At 55.8% G+C, this 18,203-nt stretch carries 15 protein-coding genes, 2 tRNA genes and 1 pseudogene; 6 read left to right on the top strand and 12 right to left on the bottom strand.

Going from position 1 to position 18,203, the window contains the following annotated elements; all coding sequences use genetic code 11:
* Window positions 1-29: 29 nt before the first annotated feature.
* Window positions 30-179, bottom strand: a pseudogene (locus MYY08_RS11435) (thioredoxin domain-containing protein); the annotation flags it as partial.
* Between the two features lie 117 nt (window positions 180-296).
* Between MYY08_RS11435 and rhlB the strand changes: the two are divergent.
* Both rhlB and ppx read left to right on the top strand, forming a co-directional pair.
* Complete coding sequence (rhlB, locus tag MYY08_RS11430) at window positions 297-1,592, top strand: ATP-dependent RNA helicase RhlB (protein WP_038628987.1); 1,296 nt, start codon at window positions 297-299, stop codon at window positions 1,590-1,592.
* Window positions 1,593-1,596: 4 nt separating this feature from the next.
* Window positions 1,597-3,081 (top strand): exopolyphosphatase, encoded by a 1,485-nt coding sequence (gene ppx, locus MYY08_RS11425; protein ID WP_038628989.1) that lies wholly within the window; start codon window positions 1,597-1,599, stop codon window positions 3,079-3,081.
* 41 nt (window positions 3,082-3,122) lie between these two features.
* Here the strand turns inward: ppx and rep are convergent, their stop codons facing one another.
* Window positions 3,123-5,147 carry a DNA helicase Rep gene (rep, locus tag MYY08_RS11420; RefSeq protein WP_038628991.1) on the bottom strand — a complete coding sequence of 675 codons (2,025 nt, stop codon included), beginning with the start codon at window positions 5,145-5,147 and terminating at the stop codon, window positions 3,123-3,125.
* Window positions 5,148-5,230: 83 nt separating this feature from the next.
* Between rep and ppiC the strand changes: the two genes are divergently transcribed.
* The gene (ppiC, locus tag MYY08_RS11415) at window positions 5,231-5,512 is read left to right on the top strand and encodes a peptidylprolyl isomerase PpiC (protein ID WP_038628993.1); all 282 of its coding nucleotides are present in this window, start codon (window positions 5,231-5,233) and stop codon (window positions 5,510-5,512) included.
* Between the two features lie 54 nt (window positions 5,513-5,566).
* Here the strand turns inward: ppiC and ilvC are convergent, their stop codons facing one another.
* Window positions 5,567-7,042, bottom strand: a complete 1,476-nt coding sequence (ilvC, locus tag MYY08_RS11410; RefSeq protein ID WP_038628995.1) for a ketol-acid reductoisomerase — start codon at window positions 7,040-7,042, stop codon at window positions 5,567-5,569.
* Between the two features lie 165 nt (window positions 7,043-7,207).
* Here ilvC and ilvY point away from each other — a divergent pair, with 165 nt between their 5' ends.
* Window positions 7,208-8,089, top strand: a complete 882-nt coding sequence (gene ilvY, locus MYY08_RS11405; protein ID WP_038628997.1) for an HTH-type transcriptional activator IlvY — start codon at window positions 7,208-7,210, stop codon at window positions 8,087-8,089.
* Here ilvY and ilvA read toward each other — a convergent pair whose 3' ends face one another.
* The 6 genes from ilvA to ilvL all read right to left on the bottom strand — a co-directional run bounded on the left by ilvA (window position 8,090) and on the right by ilvL (window position 14,646).
* Window positions 8,090-9,634 carry a threonine ammonia-lyase, biosynthetic gene (gene ilvA / locus MYY08_RS11400; protein ID WP_038629000.1) on the bottom strand — a complete coding sequence of 515 codons (1,545 nt, stop codon included), beginning with the start codon at window positions 9,632-9,634 and terminating at the stop codon, window positions 8,090-8,092.
* Window positions 9,635-9,636: 2 nt separating this feature from the next.
* Entirely contained in the window at window positions 9,637-11,487 is a 1,851-nt protein-coding gene (ilvD, locus tag MYY08_RS11395; protein WP_038629002.1) for a dihydroxy-acid dehydratase, read from the bottom strand.
* A 62-nt stretch (window positions 11,488-11,549) separates the two neighbouring features.
* Complete coding sequence (gene ilvE, locus MYY08_RS11390; protein WP_038629004.1) at window positions 11,550-12,479, bottom strand: branched-chain-amino-acid transaminase; 930 nt, start codon at window positions 12,477-12,479, stop codon at window positions 11,550-11,552.
* A gap of 18 nt (window positions 12,480-12,497) precedes the next feature.
* Window positions 12,498-12,755, bottom strand: coding sequence for an acetolactate synthase 2 small subunit (gene ilvM, locus MYY08_RS11385; RefSeq protein WP_038629006.1), 258 nt, complete (start codon window positions 12,753-12,755; stop codon window positions 12,498-12,500).
* On the bottom strand, window positions 12,752-14,398 hold the full coding sequence (gene ilvG / locus MYY08_RS11380; RefSeq protein ID WP_038629008.1) for an acetolactate synthase 2 catalytic subunit: 1,647 nt from the start codon (window positions 14,396-14,398) through the stop codon (window positions 12,752-12,754). The genes ilvM and ilvG overlap by 4 nt, the downstream gene beginning before the upstream one ends.
* 149 nt (window positions 14,399-14,547) lie before the next feature.
* The gene (ilvL, locus tag MYY08_RS11375; RefSeq protein WP_071883719.1) at window positions 14,548-14,646 is read right to left on the bottom strand and encodes an ilv operon leader peptide; all 99 of its coding nucleotides are present in this window, start codon (window positions 14,644-14,646) and stop codon (window positions 14,548-14,550) included.
* A gap of 334 nt (window positions 14,647-14,980) precedes the next feature.
* Between ilvL and MYY08_RS11370 the strand changes: the two genes are divergently transcribed.
* Complete coding sequence (locus tag MYY08_RS11370; RefSeq protein ID WP_038629011.1) at window positions 14,981-16,501, top strand: YifB family Mg chelatase-like AAA ATPase; 1,521 nt, start codon at window positions 14,981-14,983, stop codon at window positions 16,499-16,501.
* A gap of 60 nt (window positions 16,502-16,561) precedes the next feature.
* Here MYY08_RS11370 and MYY08_RS11365 read toward each other — a convergent pair whose 3' ends face one another.
* Window positions 16,562-16,900 (bottom strand): MaoP family protein, encoded by a 339-nt coding sequence (locus MYY08_RS11365; protein ID WP_038629013.1) that lies wholly within the window; start codon window positions 16,898-16,900, stop codon window positions 16,562-16,564.
* A 121-nt stretch (window positions 16,901-17,021) separates the two neighbouring features.
* Here MYY08_RS11365 and hdfR point away from each other — a divergent pair, with 121 nt between their 5' ends.
* Entirely contained in the window at window positions 17,022-17,849 is an 828-nt protein-coding gene (gene hdfR, locus MYY08_RS11360; RefSeq protein ID WP_038629015.1) for an HTH-type transcriptional regulator HdfR, read from the top strand.
* Between the two features lie 130 nt (window positions 17,850-17,979).
* Here hdfR and MYY08_RS11355 read toward each other — a convergent pair.
* Window positions 17,980-18,055: transfer RNA gene (locus MYY08_RS11355), tRNA-Trp, on the bottom strand.
* An 8-nt stretch (window positions 18,056-18,063) separates the two neighbouring features.
* Window positions 18,064-18,140, bottom strand: a tRNA-Asp gene (locus MYY08_RS11350).
* Window positions 18,141-18,203 lie beyond the last annotated feature (63 nt).

Below are 18,203 nucleotides of genomic sequence, written 5' to 3'. Positions count from 1 at the left end.
AGTGTGGTAGTGGTCGGCTTACCGTCTTACTCTTCTGCTACTTCATCTAGGATAGTGGCGATCATTTGGCTTGGTCCGCACCATTCCGCCCAGAAGTCCACCAGCGTTAAACCTTCGGCTTTCAGCACGTCGGTTTCGAAGCTTTTGTCGGTCAGATGAACGATTTTATCGCTGCTCATGTCTTACTCCACAAGATTATGCCTGGCTGGTTGGCGTAAAATCTGCCAACGTAGGTTGACTTTATTTCACCGGATACGCTTTCGTAAAGCAATAGTAAGCTGATATTCTACCACACTATGAGCAAAACACACTTAACCGAACAGAAGTTTTCCGACTTCGCCCTGCACCCAAAAGTTATCGAAGCCCTTGAAACTAAAGGCTTCCATAATTGTACGCCTATTCAGGCGTTAGCATTGCCGCTCACGTTGGTCGGGCGCGATGTTGCCGGTCAGGCGCAAACCGGAACCGGGAAAACGATGGCGTTTCTGACGTCAACGTTCCATTACTTGCTTTCTCACCCTGCCGCTGAAGGCCGCCAGGTTAATCAGCCGCGCGCGCTGATTATGGCCCCGACGCGCGAACTGGCCGTGCAGATTCATGCTGACGCCGAGCCTCTGGCGCAGTCGACCGGATTGAAGCTGGGCCTCGCCTACGGCGGCGACGGCTATGACAAACAGCTTAAGGTGCTGGAAAACGGCGTCGATATTCTGATCGGCACCACCGGCCGCTTAATTGATTACGCTAAACAGAATCATATCAACCTGGGCGCTATCCAGGTCGTGGTGCTGGATGAAGCCGATCGCATGTTCGATCTCGGCTTTATAAAAGATATTCGTTGGCTGTTCCGCCGTATGCCGGCCGCGAACCAACGCCTCAACATGCTTTTCTCCGCTACGCTGTCTTACCGTGTGCGCGAGCTGGCGTTCGAGCATATGAACAATGCCGAATATGTTGAAGTCGAACCAGAGCAGAAAACAGGCCACCGCATCAAAGAGGAGCTGTTCTATCCCTCTAATGAAGAAAAGATGCGTCTGCTGCAAACGCTGATTGAAGAAGAGTGGCCGGATCGCGCCATTATCTTCGCTAATACCAAACACCGCTGCGAAGATATCTGGGGCCATCTGGCCGCCGATGGTCATCGCGTAGGGCTGCTGACCGGCGACGTGGCGCAGAAAAAACGCCTGCGTATTCTGGAAGATTTCACCCGCGGCGATCTCGACATTCTGGTGGCGACCGACGTTGCCGCGCGCGGCCTGCATATTCCGGCAGTGACGCACGTCTTCAACTATGACCTGCCCGACGACTGCGAAGATTACGTTCACCGCATCGGCCGTACTGGTCGCGCCGGCGCCAGCGGTCATTCCATCAGCCTCGCCTGTGAAGAGTATGCGCTGAACCTGCCCGCGATCGAAGAATACATCGGCCACGGCATTCCGGTAAGCAAATACAACAGCGACGCGCTGATGACCGATCTTCCGCCGCCGAAGCGTCTGACCCGTAGCCGCCCAGGCAATGGTCCTCGTCGCGCGACCGGCAATAACCGTCGCAGCGGTCCACCGCGTAATAATAACCGTAAACGTTCGGGTTCATGACACTATGCTGAGCGCGTCGTCACTTTATGCTGCGATTGATCTGGGTTCTAACAGTTTTCACATGTTAGTGGTGCGCGAGGTGGCTGGAAATATCCAGACCGTCGCGCGCATCAAGCGTAAAGTACGTCTTGCCGCCGGCCTTGATGGCGACGGAGAACTGTCAGAAGAGGCAATGGAACGGGGCTGGCAATGTCTGCAACTCTTTTCAGAGCAGCTACAGGATATTCCCGCCGATCAGATCCGCGTGGTGGCGACCGCCACGCTGCGTCTGGCGAATAATGCCCGTCAGTTCCTCTCTCAGGCGGAAGCCATTCTCGGTTGTTCAATTAACGTTATTACCGGCGAAGAGGAAGCCCGCCTGATTTATCAGGGCGTTGCGCACACCACCGGCGGTTCCGATCAACGTCTGGTGGTCGATATCGGCGGCGGCAGCACCGAGCTGGTTACCGGCAACGGCGCGCAGGCGACCGCCCTGTTCAGCCTTTCCATGGGCTGCGTCACCTGGCTGGAGCGCTACTTTGGCGATCGCCATCTGGGTAAAGAAAACTTCGCCCAGGCGGAACAGGCCGCGCGCGACATCATTCAGCCGGTAGCCGATCGACTGCGGGAACAGGGCTGGCAGATTTGCGTCGGCGCCTCCGGCACAGTGCAGGCGCTGCAGGAAATTATGGTCGCGCAGGGCATGGATGAACGCATTACGCTCAGCAAGCTACAGCAGCTGAAGCAGCGCGCCATTCAGTGCGGCAAACTGGAAGAGCTGGAAATCGAAGGCCTGACGCTGGAACGCGCGCTGGTATTCCCCAGCGGACTATCGATTCTGATCGCCATCTTTGAAGAGCTGAAAATCGAGAGCATGACGCTGGCGGGCGGCGCACTGCGCGAAGGTCTGCTGTACGGCATGCTGCACTATCCGGTCGATCGCGATATTCGCAGCCGAACGCTGCATAATATTCAGCGCCGCTTTTCCATTGATATTGAACAGGCCGAGCGCGTGCGTCAGCTGGCGGCCAGCTTTGTGCGCCAGGTCAACCCGCACTGGAAGCTGGATAACTATTGCCGCGAGCTGCTGGAAAGCGCCTGCCTGATCCATGAAATCGGCCTGAGCGTTGATTTTCGCCTGGCCGCGCAGCACGCTGCCTATCTGGTGCAGCATCTTGATCTGCCCGGCTTCACGCCAGCCCAGAAAAAATTGCTCGCCACCTTGCTACAAAACCAGAGCAGCGGCATCGATCTCTCCTTGTTGAATCAGCAAAACGCCGTGCCGCCGCGTACGGCTGAGCATATGTGTCGACTGCTGCGTCTGGCGATCATTTTCGCCAGCCGTCGTCGCGACGATACGCTGCCTGCCGTGCGTCTGCACAGTGAGGATGACACGTTGCAGGTGACGCTGCCGCCAGGCTGGTTGAAAGCGCACCCTTTACGGGCGGAGCTGCTGGAACAGGAGAGCCGCTGGCAGTCCTATGTGCACTGGCCGCTTGCGGTGGTGTAAGCTCTTCGCAGGCTGCATAGTCGCTTATATGCAGCCCTCTTTCAGGCCCCTTTTTTCGCTTTATCCAGCATAGCGCGCAGCCCGGCTACACGACTCTGCCCGGTTTTCATGCGTTCTTCAGCGCTCACTACCTTACGCTCGGTTTCCCAAATAAGATCGTCCTGCGGCAGTTCCAGCAGAAAACGGCTCGGCTCCGGGCGCACCAGCTCGCCATACTGCCGACGTTCACGGCACAGGGTAAAAGTCAGCTCTTTCTGCGCTCGGGTAATGCCGACATAGGCCAGGCGCCGCTCTTCCTCGATGTTATCTTCATCGATGCTGCTCTGATGCGGTAACAGCCCCTCTTCCATGCCCACCAGATAGACGTAGGGAAATTCAAGGCCTTTTGAAGCATGCAGCGTCATCAGCTGTACCTGATCCAGCTCCTCATCGCTTTCGCCGCGCTCCATCATATCGCGCAGCGTAAAGCGCGTAACAACCTGCGTCAGCGTCATCGGCTCGTCCAGCTCGCTGCCCTCCAGCATCTCCGTCATCCACTGAAACAGCGTATTCACGTTCTTCATGCGCATTTCCGCCGCTTTCGGGCTGGCGGAAGTCTCGAACAGCCAACTCTCATAATCGATACCGCGGATCAGATCGCGCACGGCGCTGATGGGCTCGCGCTCGGCCAGGCGAGCAATCTCCTGTAGCCAGCCGGTAAAGCGCTGCAAATTTTCCAGACCGCGGCCGGTCAGCGTCTGGCCAAGCCCCAGATCGAAGCTGGCGCTGAACAGGCTTTTATTACGCTGGTTGGCCCATTCGCCCAGCTTTTGCAGCGTCGCCGGGCCGATTTCACGCCGCGGCGTATTGATAATGCGCAGAAAAGCGCTGTCGTCGTCCGGGTTGGTCAGCACGCGCAGATAGGCCAGCAAATCCTTGATCTCCGGGCGGGAGAAAAAGGAGGTGCCGCCTGAAATACGATAGGGGATGCGGTTCTGCATCAGCATTTTTTCAAACACGCGCGACTGGTGGTTGCCGCGATAAAGGATGGCGTAATCCTTGTACTGGGTTTTATTAATAAAGTGGTGCGCGATCAGCTCTCCGGTGACGCGCTCCGCTTCGTGATCCTCGTGATTGGCGCTCAGCACTTTCAGCTCGACGCCATAGCCCAGCTCAGAGAACAGGCGCTTTTCAAAGACGTGCGGGTTGTTGGCGATCAGAATGTTCGCCGCCTTCAGAATACGTCCGGTAGAGCGGTAATTCTGCTCCAGCTTGATCACCTGCAACGCGGGGAAGTCTTCTTTCAGCAGCACAAGGTTTTGCGGCCTGGCGCCCCGCCAGGAGTAAATCGACTGGTCATCATCGCCTACTACGGTAAAACGCGCCCGCGCACCCACCAGTAGCTTAACCAGCTCATACTGGCTGGTGTTGGTGTCCTGATACTCATCCACCAGCAGGTAACGGATACGCTGCTGCCAGCGCTCGCGCACCTCTTCATTACGTTGCAGCAGCAGCGTCGGCAGCAGGATCAGATCGTCAAAGTCCAGCACGTTGCACGATTTTAGATGCCGATCGTACAGTTCATAGCAGTGCGCGAAAATACGATCGCGCTCCGACTGGGCACGCGCCTGCGCCTGAGCCGGATCGATCAGATCGTTTTTCCAGTTGGAGATCGTTGAGATCAGCTGTTGCAGCAGATTTTTATCATTTTCCAGCCACTGCTCGGTCAGGTCTTTCAACAGCGCCAGCTGATCCTGATCGTCGAACAGCGAAAAGTTGGATTTCATGCCTAGCGCGGCATATTCGCGCTTGATGATCTCCAGCCCCAGGGTATGGAATGTGGAGATCATCAGGCCGCGCGCTTCTTTACGACCAAGCGTTTGCGCCACGCGCTCTTTCATCTCGCGCGACGCTTTGTTGGTAAAGGTAACGGCGGCGATATGACGAGCCTGATAACCACACTCGCGAATAAGGTGAGCAATTTTATTGGTTATCACGCGCGTCTTGCCGGAACCCGCGCCAGCCAGCACCAGGCAAGGGCCGGTGACGAATTCGACAGCGTGTTGTTGGCTGGGATTAAGGCGCATAGAAGTACTCAGTGAAAAGGAGGAGGGTTGATTAACAGCGTGGTAGTATATCCAGCAGCATCCATACGACTCAAGGCACGATCATGGCAAAAACCGCAGCGGCAATGCATATCCTTGTAAAGGAAGAAAAACTGGCGCAGGAACTTCTGGCCCAGCTGGAAAAGGGCGCCGACTTTGAAAAGCTGGCGAAAAAACACTCTACCTGTCCCAGCGGACGCAAAGGCGGACATTTAGGCGAGTTTAAAAAAGGGGCGATGGTGCCCGCTTTTGATAAAGTGGTATTTTCCTGTCCCCTGCTGACGCCTTACGGCCCTCTGCATACCCAGTTCGGTTATCACATCATTAAAGTGCTGTACCGAAACTAAAAAAAACGGGAGAGCGATGCGCTCTCCCGTTTTGCCTTCTACGGCTGCGGCCAATTAGCCGGCAACGCTGATACGTTTCATATCAGTCATGTAGCCGCGCAGCTTGCGGCCGACCGCTTCGATCGGATGGTTGCGCACCGCTTCATTCACGTCGCGCAGCTGAGCGTTATCAACCGCCGCCGGCGCCACTTCTTTTCCTAAATCGCCTGCCTGCAGCGTGGTCATAAACTCTTTCAGCAGCGGCACCGCCGCGTTAGCGAACAGGTAGTTGCCATATTCCGCAGTATCGGAAATCACCACGTTCATTTCATACAGACGTTTACGGGCGATGGTGTTAGCGATCAGCGGCAGCTCGTGCAGCGATTCATAATAGGCGGACTCTTCGATGATGCCGGAATCAACCATGGTTTCAAACGCCAGCTCAACGCCCGCTTTTACCATGGCGACCATCAGCACGCCGCGATCGTAATATTCCTGCTCGGAAATTTTTCCGTCATACTGCGGCGCGTTTTCAAACGCGGTCTGGCCGGTCTCTTCGCGCCAGGTCAGCAGTTTTTTATCGTCGTTCGCCCAGTCCGCCATCATGCCGGAAGAGAATTCGCCGGAAATGATGTCATCCATATGTTTCTGGAACAGCGGCGCCATAATGGTTTTCAGCTGCTCCGATAGAGCGTAAGCGCGCAGCTTAGCCGGGTTAGAGAGGCGGTCCATCATCAGGGTAATGCCGCCGTGCTTCAGGGATTCAGTGATGGTTTCCCAACCGAACTGCAACAGTTTGCCCGCGTAAGCTGGATCAACGCCCTCAGCCACCAGCTTGTCGTAGCACAGCAGAGAACCCGCCTGCAACATGCCGCAGAGAATGGTCTGCTCGCCCATCAGGTCAGATTTCACTTCGGCAACGAAGGAGGATTCCAGCACGCCCGCACGATGACCGCCGGTCGCCGCGGCCCAGGCTTTGGCGATCGCCATGCCTTCGCCTTTCGGATCGTTTTCTGGATGCACCGCGATCAGCGTTGGGACGCCGAAGCCGCGCTTGTACTCTTCGCGCACTTCCGTGCCCGGACATTTCGGCGCCACCATCACAACGGTAATGTCTTTACGGATCTGCTCGCCTACCTCAACGATATTGAAGCCGTGCGAATAGCCCAGCGCCGCGCCGTCTTTCATCAGCGGCTGCACTGCCTGCACGACGGATGAGTGCTGTTTGTCCGGCGTCAGGTTAACCACCAGATCGGCCTGCGGAATCAGCTCTTCATAGGTGCCGACTTTAAAGCCATTTTCGGTCGCCTTGCGCCAGGAAGCGCGTTTTTCCGCAATCGCTTCAGCGCGCAGCGCATAAGAAACGTCCAGACCAGAGTCACGCATGTTAAGGCCCTGGTTGAGACCCTGGGCGCCACAGCCAACGATGACGACTTTTTTCCCTTTCAGGTAGCTTGCTTCATCAGCAAATTCGTCGCGCGTCATAAAGCGACATTTACCTAATTGCGCCAGCTGCTGACGCAGGTTCAAGGTGTTGAAATAGTTAGCCATGGGCACTCCGTTTTTGAGGTTGTGTTTACCGTTATTTTATGGCGAAGCCGTATATTGCTTCGTCTGATATAGCCCCATCATATGACAGGAAATCCGTTGCTTAAATTGATATATTAACAACGCCGCATTGCAATAACTGCAACGTAAAAACGAGGCCTGAATCGCATGGATTTACGAGACCTGAAACTTTTTTTACATTTGGCCGAGAGTCGACACTTTGGTCGTACCGCCCGCGCAATGCACGTTTCGCCTTCCACCCTGTCGCGCCAGATACAGCGGCTGGAGGAGGATTTAGGGCAAAGCCTGTTTTTACGTGATAACCGTACCGTCACGCTGACCGAAGCAGGCGAACAACTGCGCCAGTTCGCGCAGCAAACGCTGCTGCAATATCAGCAGCTGCGTCACGCGATAGACCAGCACGGACCTTCGTTAAGCGGCGAACTGAAGCTGTTCTGCTCTGTAACCGCCGCCTACAGCCATCTGCCGCCGATCCTCGATCGTTTTCGCGCCGAGCATCCGCAGGTGGAAATCAAGCTCACTACCGGCGATGCCGCCGACGCGGTTGACAAAGTGCAAACCGGCGAAGCGGAGCTGGCGATTGCCGGTCGTCCTGAGATGCTGCCCGCCAGCATCGGCTTTACCCCGCTAGGGTATATTCCGCTGGTGCTGATCGCGCCAGCGCTGCCTTGCCCGGTTCGTCAGCAGGCGACGCAGCCCGATCCAGACTGGGCACAAATCCCCTTTATTCTGCCGGAACAGGGCCCGGCGCGACGCCGCATCGATCTGTGGTTCCGCCGTCGGCGCATTGCTAATCCGCTGATTTACGCCACCGTTTCCGGTCATGAAGCCATTGTTTCTATGGTGGCGCTGGGCTGTGGTATCGCTCTGCTGCCTGAGGTGGTATTGGAAAACAGCCCGGATCCGGTGCGCAACCGGGTTCTGGTGCTGGAAGATGTTGACGCCGTCGCGCCCTTTGAACTGGGCGTCTGCGTACAGAAAAAGCGGCTCAGCGAGCCGCTAATTAGCGCGTTCTGGCAGCTACTGTAATTATCCCGCCAGGAAAAAACGAAACGCCGGGTTTTCGCTTTCATCATGAAAGTCGTAGCCCAAAGCGGCAAGATGTTCGGCGAAGCGCGGTTCATCTTCGCCCTGCTCGAAAGCGGCCAGTACCCGACCATAGTCGGTGCCGTGACTGCGATAGTGGAACAGCGAAATATTCCAGTGCGCGCCCAGCGTTTGCAGAAATTTCAGCAGCGCGCCGGGCGCTTCAGGGAATTCGAAGCTGAAGAGACGCTCACGCAGCGGCCGGGAAGGTCGACCGCCTACCATATAGCGCACATGCAGCTTGGCCATCTCGTCATCAGAGAGATCGACGACCTGATAGCCACCTGCCGTTAATTCGCTGATAATTTCCCGACGCTCTTCGCGGCCGCGCGTCAGCCGCACCCCGACAAAAATGCAGGCGTTATCAGCATCGGCGTAACGGTAGTTAAACTCCGTTACCGCTCTGCCGCCCAGCGTCTGGCAGAACTTGAGAAAGCTGCCCTGCTGTTCGGGAATGGTGACGGCAAGCAGTGCTTCACGCTGTTCCCCCAGTTCACAGCGTTCGGAAACGTAGCGCAGCCCGTGGAAATTGACGTTCGCGCCGGAAAGGATATGCGCCAGCCGTTCGCCCTGCAGATTGTGCTGTTGGATATACTTCTTCATTCCCGCCAGCGCCAGCGCCCCGGAAGGCTCCGCCACCGCGCGCACATCCTCAAACAGATCTTTCATCGCCGCGCAGATGGCATCGCTGTCGACGGTGACGATATCATCCAGCCAGGCCTGGCAAAGACGAAAAGTTTCGCTGCCGATACGCTTCACCGCCACGCCTTCCGCAAACAACCCGACACGCGGCAGATCGACCGGCTCGCCCGCCTCCAGCGCCGCTTTCAGACAGGCGGAATCCGCCGCCTCTACCGCAATTACTTTAATTTGCGGCATCAGCTGTTTAATCAACACCGCGACTCCTGCCGCCAGCCCGCCGCCGCCGACCGGCACGAAAATGCGATCGAGATGCGCGTCCTGCTGCAACAGCTCCATCGCCAGCGTGCCCTGTCCGGCGATCACCGCCGGATGGTCAAAAGGCGGTACGAAGGTATAGCCCTGCTGTTCCGACAGCTCGATGGCTTTCGCCTTCGCCTCATCGAAATTAGCGCCGTACAGGTAAGTCTCACCGCCAAAGGCGCGCACCGCGTCGACTTTAATATCCGCCGTGGCGACCGGCATCACGATCAACGATTTAATGCCGAGTTTGCTGGCGGAAAGCGCCACGCCCTGCGCATGGTTGCCGGCAGAAGCGGTGACGACGCCGCGCGCCTTCTGCTCTTCGTTAAGCCCGGCGATCATCGCGTAGGCGCCCCGCAGCTTAAAGCTATGGACCGGTTGGCGATCTTCGCGCTTCACCAGCACCGTGTTGCCAAGGCGCGCGGAGAGCTTCTCCATATGCTGTAATGGCGTTACCTGCGCCACTTCATAAACGGGCGAGCGCAGCACGGCGCGCAGATATTCAGCGCCGCAGGGCGCCTCCGGTAACGGTTGAGACTCAGCCATCCTTAGCCTCCCAGCTTCGATTTGTCGCGTACAGCGCCTTTATCCGCGCTGGTCGCCAGCGAGGCGTAGGCGCGCAGTGCGAATGAAACCTGACGCTGACGCGAATGCGGCGTATACGCGGCGTCGCCGCGCGCTTCTTCCTCTTCGCGACGCGCATGCAGTTCGTTATCCGGCACATCCAGTCGGATGCCGCGATTCGGAATATCGATTTCGATCATATCGCCATCTTTCACCAGCGCGATGGTGCCGCCGCTGGCCGCTTCTGGCGAGGCATGGCCGATAGAGAGCCCTGAGGTGCCGCCGGAGAAACGTCCGTCGGTGATTAACGCGCAGCTCTTACCTAATCCCATCGATTTCAGGTAGGTGGTGGGATAAAGCATTTCCTGCATGCCCGGCCCGCCTTTCGGCCCTTCGTAACGGATAACGACTACATCGCCCGCGACCACTTTGCCACCCAGGATCGCTTCAACGGCGTCTTCCTGGCTTTCGTACACTTTCGCCGGGCCGCGGAAGGTCAGAATCTCTTTATCCACGCCTGCGGTTTTCACGATACAGCCATCTTCCGCCATGTTGCCGTACAGCACCGCCAGCCCGCCATCCTGGCTGAATGCATATTCGCGTGAGCGGATGCAGCCTTCGCGACGATCGTCGTCAAGCGTATCCCAGCGGCACTCCTGCGAAAACGCCTGAGTGGTGCGGATGCCTGCCGGTCCGGCGCGGAACATCTTTTTCACGGCCTCATCCTGCGTCAGCATGATGTCGTAGTTATCAAGCGTTTCACGCAGCGTGGTGCCCAGCACGTTATGAACGCTGGTATCCAACAGCCCGGCACGATCCAGCTCGCCCAGGATGCCGATTACGCCGCCAGCGCGATGAACATCTTCCATATGGTATTTCTGCGTGCTGGGCGCCACTTTGCATAAGTGCGGCACCTTGCGCGACAGGCGATCGATGTCGGAGATATTGAAATCGATTTCGCCTTCCTGCGCCGCCGCCAGCAGGTGCAGCACGGTGTTCGTAGAGCCGCCCATGGCGATATCCAACGTCATGGCGTTTTCAAAGGCGGCCTTATTCGCGATACTGCGCGGCAGCGCCGTTTCATCGTCCTGTTCGTAGTAGCGTTTCGCCAGCGTAACGATGCGCTTGCCGGCATTGATAAACAGCTCTTTGCGATCGGCATGGGTCGCCAGCAGCGAGCCGTTGCCCGGCTGAGACAGCCCCAGCGCTTCGGTCAGACAGTTCATTGAGTTCGCGGTGAACATGCCGGAGCAGGAGCCGCAGGTCGGACAGGCGGAACGCTCGATCTGCTCGCTGTCGGCGTCGCTGACGTTAGGGTTGGCGCCCTGAATCATGGCATCGACCAGGTCCAGCTTGATGATCTTATCGGAGAGCTTGGTTTTACCCGCCTCCATCGGCCCGCCGGAGACGAAAATCACCGGAATGTTCAGGCGCAGCGCGGCCATCATCATTCCCGGCGTGATTTTATCGCAGTTGGAGATGCAGACCATGGCGTCCGCGCAGTGCGCATTCACCATATATTCAACCGAGTCGGCAATCAGCTCGCGCGACGGCAGTGAATAGAGCATGCCTCCATGACCCATAGCGATGCCGTCATCGACCGCAATGGTGTTGAATTCTTTCGCCACGCCGCCGGCAGCTTCAATCTGATCGGCAACCAGCTTGCCCAGATCGCGCAGATGAACGTGTCCCGGCACGAACTGGGTGAAAGAGTTAACGACGGCGATAATCGGTTTGCCGAAATCCGCGTCAGTCATTCCTGTTGCGCGCCACAAGGCACGGGCACCGGCCATATTACGGCCATGAGTAGTAGTGGCGGAACGGTACTTAGGCATGCTCTGTTTACTCCAGTCTGGATAAATAAGCGGGCCCGACCGGGCGCCCGCAACTGTCTGTCTTATGGGTTTACCTGATCTAACCAGCCCCATTTATCTTCGGTTTCACCGGTGAACAGGCCAAAGAAGGCCTGCTGAATACGTTTGGTGATCGGCCCGCATTTGCCTTCGCCGACCTGGATGCCGTCTACGCTGCGCACCGGCGTGATTTCCGCCGCGGTGCCGGACATAAAGACTTCGTCCGCCAGGTAGAGGGACTCACGCGACAGTACCTGCTCGCGTACTTCAATGCCCGCATCTTTCGCCAGCTTGATAATGGCGTCGCGAGTGATGCCCGGCAGCGCGGAAGAGGTGAACGGCGGAGTGAAAAGGATGCCGTCTTTTACTTCAAACAGGTTCTCGCCCGCGCCTTCGGAGATATAGCCGTTGGTATCAAGCGCGATACCTTCCTGATAGCCGTGGCGGCGCGCTTCGCTGCCGACCAGCAGTGAGGAGAGGTAGTTGCCGCCCGCTTTCGCGGCGGTAGGAATAGTGTTCGGCGCAACACGGTTCCAGGAGGAAACCATCGCGTCGATGCCCTGCTCCAGCGCTTCAGCGCCCAAATAGGCGCCCCACGGGAACGCGGCGATGATTACGTCCGTGCTGTAGCCTTCCGGCGGGTTAACGCCCAGGCCAACGTCGCCGACAAAGGCCAGCGGGCGAATATAAGCGCTTTTCAGCTTGTTGACGCGCAGGACTTCGCGGCAGGCTTCCATCAGCTCATCCACGCTGTGCTTCAGCGGGAAGCGATAAATTTTGGCGGAGTCGTGCAGGCGCTGCATATGTTCACGATGACGGAAGACTACTGGTCCTTTGTGCGAGTCGTAGCAGCGGACGCCTTCAAAAACCGACGTGCCGTAATGCAGAGCATGAGACATGACGCTGACCTTCGCCTCTTCCCACTTCACCATCTCGCCGTTGAACCAGATAAAGTCTGCTTTCTTCGTACTCATTCTTATTTCCTTTCGCGACTATGCGCGGATTTGTTGTGTTGTCTGTTGTTGAATCTGGACGCAAGCGACATCCATCAGTTTGCTCAGCTGTGTTGACAGTAAATCGACTGAACGCAGGCTGGCAACGGTCATTTCAATATTAATATTTTCGGCGTTTGCGACGGCGGCCATATTCATGGCGCAAACCTGAAAGCCGCGATGACGGACAACGCGCAAAATACGTTCCAGAACTTCAGGGCGGAAACGCGCTTCGATAGACAACTGATGCTGGTTCATACGGTTTTCTCCATCATGTTTGCGTTGCTGGCGCCGGGTGGCACCAGAGGCCAGACGTTTTCATGCTCATCAATGGCCACATGCAACAACCAAGGTCCTTTACTGGTCAGCAGAGCATCTAATGCGGCGTCGACCTGATCTTTACGGGTAATACGCTGGCCAGGAATATCAAAGGCGCTTGCCAGCGTCAGAAAATCGGGATTATCAGAAAGGTTGGTTTCACTGTAGCGCTCAGAGAAAAAGAGCTGCTGCCACTGACGCACCATTCCCAAACGTTGGTTATCCAGCAGGACGATTTTGATCGGCAGAGCTTTACGTTTAATGGTGCCTAACTCCTGCACGTTCATCATGAAAGAGCCGTCGCCGGAGACGCAGATCACCATATCGTCAGGACGGGCGACCTGCGCGCCTACCGCAGCCGGCAGCCCGAAGCCCATGGTGCCCAGGCCGCTGGAAGTAATGAAATCCTGGGGCGCGTTGAAGGACATATGCTGCGCTGTCCACATCTGGTGCTGGCCGACATCGGTGGTCACAACAGCCCGCGCCGCTTTGCGGTCTGACAGCTGGCGCAGAAACAACGGCGCATAAATCGCCTCGCCGGGATGATCGTAGCGCCACCCATGCTGCGCCTTTAACGCCATGACTTCCGTACGCCATGCATCAATCTGGCATGGCTGCGTCAAAGCGGGCAGCAGGGTTTTTATATCGCCCTGTAAACCCACGTGCGCGCGGCGCAGCTTATTCAGCTCAGCCGGATCGATATCCATATGAATAACGCTGGCATGCGGTGCGAAGGTATCCAGCTTGCCGGTAACTCGATCGTCAAAGCGCGCGCCGACGGCAATCAGCAGATCGCACTGCTGGACGGCCAGATTCGCCGCTTTGGTGCCGTGCATGCCCAACATGCCGAGATAGCAAGGATCGCTGGGATCAGGCGCACCCAGACCTTTCAGCGTCGCAACGGCAGGTATACCCGTTTGCTGAACGAACTCACGCAACGTCGGTACCGCCTGCGCAATGCCGACGCCGCCGCCGATATATAAAACCGGCTTTTGCGCCTGGGCAATCAACGCGCGCGCCTGCGCGATCTCCTGATGCGGATGAGCCAGTGTTTCCTCTACGGGCAGCAGATGCGGCGTCAAGTCGCCGCTGGCGACCTGAATGTTTTTGGGAATATCGACCAGAACCGGGCCCGGACGGCCAGACTGCGCGATGGCGAAGGCTTCAGCCATCACTTCCGGCAATGTCTCCAGCGACTCGACTAAAAAGCTGTGTTTGGTACAGGCCAGCGACAGGCCTAATACATCGATTTCCTGAAAGGCGTCGGTGCCAATCAAAGGGGCAGCGACCTGGCCAGTGATGGCGACAACGGGAACAGAATCCATCATGGCATCGGCGAGACCGGTAATCAGGTTGGTGGCCCCTGGACCGGAAGTGGCGATACAGACGCCGACTTTCCCGGTAGCACGCGCGTAGCCAATAGCGGCCATGGCAGCGCCCTGCTCATGACGGCACAGTAGGTGTTCGACGCCTCCATCATAAAGCGCGTCGTAAACCGGCATAATCGCGCCGCCCGGATAGCCGAATACGGTTTCTACCCCTTGCGCACGCAACGCTTGAACCACCCACTGCGCTCCAGTCATCGTTATTCCCCTGTATTTTCCGGGGAACAACAGTGTTTTATGCTACTGTACATTGTTTGTTCCTCTTTCATTGACTGCCCCGATGCCTGACCATAAAAAAACCCCCGGACCTTTCGGTGCGGGGGTTCTTTTAGATTCAGGCTTGATTTTTAAGCCTTTCTTCCTCCGAGCGCAGCCCCGCACGGTGTGATAATAATCACCACCACGCTAATCACGACTAGGCTAATCACTCGTAGAAGGGCTTTCATATGATGTTCAAAATTTCACTTATTCGAAGTAATGCCTAAAGAGTTATCACAGACAGGCAGGGTTAGACAACCTTTTTTAATAGTTATTTTCAAGCTGCTTTAATGTAATTAGCAAAAAAGCTTTTTTATTCAAACAATAACCATGACTGAAAGTTATTCATTACGTCCCTTCCGTAATAAATAAAAAGCCTGACCCATTTTGAACCTGACGCTTTTTCATTCCGAACATCACAGGGACGTTTTTTTACGAGACGTCACGCAATGCGTTGTCGGACGCATCGCGTTATAAATAAACTCTGCGCATACTCCAGGCTTAAAGCAAAAAGGAGGGAGTATGTCTTTATCCCACGTTGCCACACGTGCAGCGCTTGGCGTCACGGCGCCACTGGTTACGGTGGAAGTACATATCAGCAATGGATTGCCAGGGCTTTCGCTGGTGGGTTTGGCCGAGACGACGGTAAAAGAGGCGCGCGATCGCGTACGTAGCGCTATCATCAACAGCGGCTTCACCTTTCCGGCTAAACGTATCACGGTTAATCTGGCCCCAGCGGATCTGCCTAAAGAGGGCGGACGTTTCGATCTTCCCATCGCCATCGCAATTCTCGCGGCTTCTGAACAGCTTCCTGAGGCTAAACTGGCACAGTTTGAATTCCTGGGCGAGCTGGCGCTCAGCGGAGCACTCAGAGGCGTACAGAGCGCCATCCCGGCGGCGATGGCGGCAAATGAAGCGGGCAGGACGCTGATCGTACCGGCGGAAAATGCGCCAGATGTCGGTTTAGTAGAAAAGAAAGAATCACTGGTTGCGGGAAATCTGCCGGAGGTATGTGCTTTTCTTCTTAATCAATGTCAGTTGCATCCCGGACACGCAGATTTACCGCAAGACGAGGCGAAAAGTGAAGATCTGCACGATATCATCGGTCAGCAGCAAGGTAAGCGCGCACTGGAGGTGGCCGCAGCGGGAGGACATAATCTGCTGCTTATCGGCCCGCCCGGCACAGGAAAGACTATGTTGGCGATGCGGCTCATTGGTCTGTTGCCGCCGCTTAGCGATCGGGAGGCGCTGGAGTGCGCGACCGTGGCAAGTATCATTAATAGTGGAGACGTTCATAAGCAATGGCGAAAACGTCCGTTTCGAACGCCTCATCATAGCTCAACACTGTATGCTCTGGTTGGCGGCGGTTCGCTTCCTCAGCCAGGTGAAATCACGCTGGCACATAATGGTATTTTATTCCTTGATGAGCTACCCGAATTTAGCCGTAAAACGCTGGATGCGCTGCGTGAGCCGCTTGAGACAGGGGAAATCACTATTTCACGCGCCCGCGCTAAAGTGAGCTGGCCAGCGCGCTTTCAGTTAGTTGCCGCTATGAACCCTGGCCCCTCAGGACATTACCAGGGCAAGCATAACCGCTGTACACCACAGCAGACGCTGCGTTACCTCAGCCGGTTATCAGGGCCGTTCCTCGATCGCTTTGATCTCTCTTTAGAGATTCCTCTTCTTCCCGCCGGAATGCTCAGCCAGCCGCATAAAGAAATGGAATCCAGCGCTCAGGTGCGGCAACGCGTTATCGCCGCGCGTAATCAGCAGTTAGCGCGTCAGGGAAAGATTAATGCATTAATGGATAACAATGAGGTGCAACGGTGGTGCGCGCTGGCGAAAGAGGATGCCGAATGGCTTGAATCAATACTTATTGCCCTGGGACTCTCCGTCAGGGCATGGCAAAGGCTACTGAAGGTATCGCGTACGATTGCCGATCTGGCTGGCGAGGAGGCGCTTACGCGTTCACATCTGCTGGAGGCGTTAAGCTATCGCGGGATGGATCGTATGTTAATTCATTTGCATAAAAGCCTGGAATGAAAATGGGGCCGCAGCCCCATCATTTTAACGCCAGCTTCTCAACAGGCGAGCAGCCTACGATTAATCTTCTGAATCGCTATAGTCTTCAACACCTTCCATCTGCGGCTTACCGCCAGAGAGGGTATGAAAACGTTTCGGACGCTTGATGCGTGTCATGTATTTACTCCATACACGCTCAGCTTCAGTTTGTGGTTCACGTAAACCACGACATACTTCTATAAACTGACGCTCTTCTTCTGTCACAGGTTCACGCCTGGCCAGATCAAGCTCATTGAACGCGTAACCATGCCTTTCGAGAAGCTGAGCTTCTTTAATAGTGAAATCACCGTGACGCGAAAACCCACGCGGGTAGTGTTTGTTATCAAAAAAACGATTAGTTGTTGCGAAGCTATCCGCCATTTTACACGCTCCTAACTCTTCTATGGCCGTGCGATTTATGGCGCGGAGTATTAGTTAGGCTTGACAGAGTGTAAAACAAAACATTTAAATCATTACGACAAACATTTTTTTGGAGTTGGCTGTGGATACGGAATTACTGAAGACCTTTCTTGAAGTGAGCAGAACGCGCCATTTTGGACGCGCCGCAGAAGCGCTCTATTTGACGCAATCCGCCGTCAGTTTTCGCATCAGACAGCTGGAAAATCAGCTGGGCGTGAACCTTTTTACCCGGCACCGCAATAATATACGGCTTACTTCCGCCGGCGAGCGCTTGCTTCCTTATGCAGAGAGCCTGATGAGTACCTGGCTAATGGCTAAAAAGGAAGTCGCCCATACTCAGCAGCATCATGAACTCTCTATCGGCGCCAGCGCATCCCTGTGGGAAGCTTATCTGACGCCCTGGCTACAAACGCTTTATGAAAACCGTGAGAGTCTTCATTTGGAAGCACGCGTAGCGCAGAGGCATCTGTTGGTAAAACAGCTGCATGAGCGACAGCTCGATCTGTTAATTACGACAGAAGCGCCAAAAATGGACGAGCTGACAAGCCAGCAGATCGGTCATATTTCTCTTACCCTTTTCCGCTCACGTAAAAGTGAAAAACGGGAGAAATATGACTATATCAAGCTGGAGTGGGGCGCAGACTTTCATCAGCATGAAAGTTATCTGGCTGGCGCCGATGATGTGCCCGTGCTGACCACAACCTCTGCGCATTTAACTCGACAGCTTTTGCATACAACCGGGGCTTGTGCATTTTTGCCAGATAGCTGGATGCAGCTCTATCCCGATTTAACGGTCATTCCTGATACGCCTGTCGCTGTTCGGCCTTTATACGCCGTGTGGTTGCAGAATAGCGATCAACAAACGCATATCCGACAGCTGCTGAAGTTCCCGGTACTGATACAAGCATGACATTTTAATAAACAGGGAGTTATAAAAGACGGGAGGGGTGAGGCTATTTCCGCTCATCCCGGGAGGATGGAGCCGCCAGGTAAAATAAACGCAAAAAAAAATCCTTTGCGTTAGCAAAGGATCCTTTATCTGGCAGGGGCGGAGGGACTCGAACCCCCAACACCCGGTTTTGGAGACCGGTGCTCTACCAATTGAACTACGCCCCTAAATAGGGTGGCGGTGCGGACGGGACTCGAACCCGCGACCCCCGGCGTGACAGGCCGGTATTCTAACCGACTGAACTACCGCACCACCGAATACTGCATTACCAGCGGGGTCTCGCTGATAACCGGTGTCGACCTTTACAGGACTAAC

Source organism: Mixta sp. (genome assembly GCF_024610815.1).
In the GTDB taxonomy this organism is placed as follows: domain Bacteria; phylum Pseudomonadota; class Gammaproteobacteria; order Enterobacterales; family Enterobacteriaceae; genus Mixta; species Mixta calida.
Note: the sequence above shows the minus strand (reverse complement) of the source record. Positions and strands in the feature narration are given on the sequence as shown.

Excerpts from the sequence above, each read along its gene's own strand:
- ilvY (WP_038628997.1), top strand. The coding sequence starts at position 7,208 with ATGGATTTACGAGACCTGAAACTTTTTTTACATTTGGCCGAGAGTCGA.
- MYY08_RS11365 (WP_038629013.1), bottom strand. The coding sequence starts at position 16,900 with ATGGCGGATAGCTTCGCAACAACTAATCGTTTTTTTGATAACAAACAC.
- ilvE (WP_038629004.1), bottom strand. The coding sequence starts at position 12,479 with ATGAGTACGAAGAAAGCAGACTTTATCTGGTTCAACGGCGAGATGGTG.
- ilvD (WP_038629002.1), bottom strand. The coding sequence starts at position 11,487 with ATGCCTAAGTACCGTTCCGCCACTACTACTCATGGCCGTAATATGGCC.
- rep (WP_038628991.1), bottom strand. The coding sequence starts at position 5,147 with ATGCGCCTTAATCCCAGCCAACAACACGCTGTCGAATTCGTCACCGGC.
- ilvC (WP_038628995.1), bottom strand. The coding sequence starts at position 7,042 with ATGGCTAACTATTTCAACACCTTGAACCTGCGTCAGCAGCTGGCGCAA.
- rhlB (WP_038628987.1), top strand. The coding sequence starts at position 297 with ATGAGCAAAACACACTTAACCGAACAGAAGTTTTCCGACTTCGCCCTG.
- ppx (WP_038628989.1), top strand. The coding sequence starts at position 1,597 with ATGCTGAGCGCGTCGTCACTTTATGCTGCGATTGATCTGGGTTCTAAC.
- ilvA (WP_038629000.1), bottom strand. The coding sequence starts at position 9,634 with ATGGCTGAGTCTCAACCGTTACCGGAGGCGCCCTGCGGCGCTGAATAT.
- ilvL (WP_071883719.1), bottom strand. The coding sequence starts at position 14,646 with ATGAAAGCCCTTCTACGAGTGATTAGCCTAGTCGTGATTAGCGTGGTG.
- ilvG (WP_038629008.1), bottom strand. The coding sequence starts at position 14,398 with ATGACTGGAGCGCAGTGGGTGGTTCAAGCGTTGCGTGCGCAAGGGGTA.
- ilvM (WP_038629006.1), bottom strand. The coding sequence starts at position 12,755 with ATGAACCAGCATCAGTTGTCTATCGAAGCGCGTTTCCGCCCTGAAGTT.
- ppiC (WP_038628993.1), top strand. The coding sequence starts at position 5,231 with ATGGCAAAAACCGCAGCGGCAATGCATATCCTTGTAAAGGAAGAAAAA.
- MYY08_RS11370 (WP_038629011.1), top strand. The coding sequence starts at position 14,981 with ATGTCTTTATCCCACGTTGCCACACGTGCAGCGCTTGGCGTCACGGCG.